A 2,320-nucleotide genomic window follows, 5' to 3' on the forward strand; every position below is an offset into this window, starting at 1 on the left:
TGGCGGCGTGGCTCGATCGCACGGTGTGACTGTCCTACAGCGGCGCGACAGGCTATGATCGGACGTCCGCGCACTGTGACTTTGCGATAGGATCAGAGACGCGCAAGAATATGTCGAAATCAGCGGGAAATGTGCGAAGTTAAGCGATCCGTCTCCATCATCGGGAACGTCCCGGTCCTTGGCTCGTCCTAGCTGCATAAGGAGAATTTCCATGCCGCTGACCGCCCCGCAGGACATCGCCACCCTGCTCACCGAAACCCGCACCATCGCGCTGGTCGGCATCTCCGATCGGCCGGAACGGGCCAGCTATCGCGTCATGGCTGTCCTTCAGGACCATGGCTATCGCGTCCTGCCGGTCAATCCGCAGATTGCGGGCGAACATGTCCATGGCGAATTTGTCTGGGGCCGCCTGTCCGACATCGGTGAACCGATCGACATGGTGGATATTTTCCGGCGCAGCGAAGCCGCCGGAGAGGCCGTGGACGACGCCATCGCCGCCGGCGCAAAGGCGGTCTGGATGCAACTTGGCGTCGTTGACGAGGCCGCCGCTACCCGCGCCGAAGCGGCGGGCCTCAAGGTGGTGATGGACCGCTGTCCGGCAATCGAAATACCCCGTCTGGGCATCGTGCCGGTCAGCGCCGATTAACGCTTTCCACCCGGCCATCGCGCCCCTATCAGTCGGGCCATGGCCCGCCCCCCGCGCACACTATCGGACAGCCGCAAGGGCATCGACCGGCGCACGCTGCTGGTCGGCGGCGGGGCTGCAGCGGGGTTGCTCATCGCCTGGGGCGTTTGGCCGCGTAGTTATCAGCCCAACCTCAATGCCGGTTCCGGCGAAACGATCGTCAACGCCTTCCTCAAGATCGACCGGACAGGGCAGGTGATCGTCATCGTGCCGCAAACCGAAACGGGGCAGGGGGTGACGACGGTCCTGCCGCAGATATTGGCCGACGAACTGGGCGCGGATTGGCGCACGGTCGCGGTCCAAAGCGCGCCGATCAGCCCGCTCTACGCCAATACGTTGCTGGCCCGCGAATGGCTGGCGAGCGACTGGACGCGCTTGCTGGGCGATGCTGGCGATTGGGCGATCGGCCAATATGCAACGCGCAGCGGCCTGATGCTGACGGGCGGCGGCACGTCGGTCCCGATGTTCCACGACGCCTATCGCGATGCCGGTGCGGCCGCGCGCATCCTGCTATGCAAGGCGGCAGCGGCGCGCTGGTCGGTGCCGTGGGAAAGCTGCGATATCATAGAAGGACTGGTCTCCGACGGCAGCGAGCGGCGGCTGAAGATCGGCGAGCTGGTCGAGGAAGCGGCGCAATTCGACCTCCCCACCATCCTACCCTTGCGCCAGGGACAGGATGGGCGGTTGGCGGGGCAGGATGTCGCCCGGCTCGACACCCCCTCGAAGATCGATGGCAGCCATAATTTCGCCGCCGACATCCGCCTGCCGGACATGGTCCATGCCTCGATCCGGCAAGGGCCGATCGGCGACGCCGTCCTCGCCGGGCTGGACGAACGATCGGCAAGCAATGTCACAGGCTTCCTCAAACTGGTCCGCACCGAACGCTGGGTCGCCGCAGTCGCGACCAACTGGTGGGCGGCCAACAAGGCGCTGGATCTTGCCGATCCAGTCTTCACCCTGCGCGGCAAGCCGGTCGATAGCGCGTCGATTGACGCAGCGCTGGAAGCCGCCTTTTCCGGCTCCGCGGGCCGACGCCTCTATGCGCAGGGCGACCTGCTGCCGGTGTTCGAAGGCGCGACGATATTGGCCAGCGAATATCGGGTCGAAGCCGGGCTGCACCTCGCGCTCGAACCGCTCTGTGCCACGGCGCGGGTCGGGCAGGATGGCGCGGAAGTCTGGATGGCGACGCAGGCACCGGGCTTGGCGCGTGCCGCCATTGCCGCTGCGCTGGGCTTCTCCGAAACCGCCGTCACCCTCTATCCGCTGCATGCGGGCGGCTCCTTCGGGCGCAAGATGGACTGGGACGTCGGCGTGCAGGCCGCCTTGATCGCGCGCGATGTGGGCCGCCCGGTGCAACTGCTTTGGTCCCGGCTGGAGGATGTGGTGCAGGACCGGCCCAGTGCACCCGCGCAAGCGCGGATGGCCGCGAAGATCGGCCGTAATGGCGCGATTGAGGGCTGGCTGGCCAAGGTTGCGGCCCCCTGCGCCATGATCCAGACCTGGGCACGCATATCCGACGGCGCGCTGCCCCATGCGGCAGCGGCGCAGGCGGCGGACAAGGCATCCAGGCTGGCCGTGGCGGGCATGGCACCACCCTATGCGATTCCCAACTGGGCGGTGGATCATTATCCCGCC

2 protein-coding genes are annotated in these 2,320 nt (G+C 66.6%); both read left to right on the top strand.

Annotation, left to right across the window (positions count from 1 at the left end; translation table 11 throughout):
* Window positions 1–211: 211 nt before the first annotated feature.
* Window positions 212–646: a CoA-binding protein gene (locus tag IL54_RS17505; RefSeq protein ID WP_037477334.1), complete on the top strand. Its 435-nt coding sequence runs from the start codon at window positions 212–214 to the stop codon at window positions 644–646.
* Window positions 647–685: 39 nt separating this feature from the next.
* On the top strand, window positions 686–2,320 hold a 1,635-nt coding region (locus tag IL54_RS17510; protein ID WP_037479104.1), incomplete at its 3' end, for a molybdopterin cofactor-binding domain-containing protein.

The organism is Sphingobium sp. ba1 (assembly GCF_000743655.1).
In the GTDB taxonomy this organism is placed as follows: Bacteria; Pseudomonadota; Alphaproteobacteria; order Sphingomonadales; family Sphingomonadaceae; genus Sphingobium.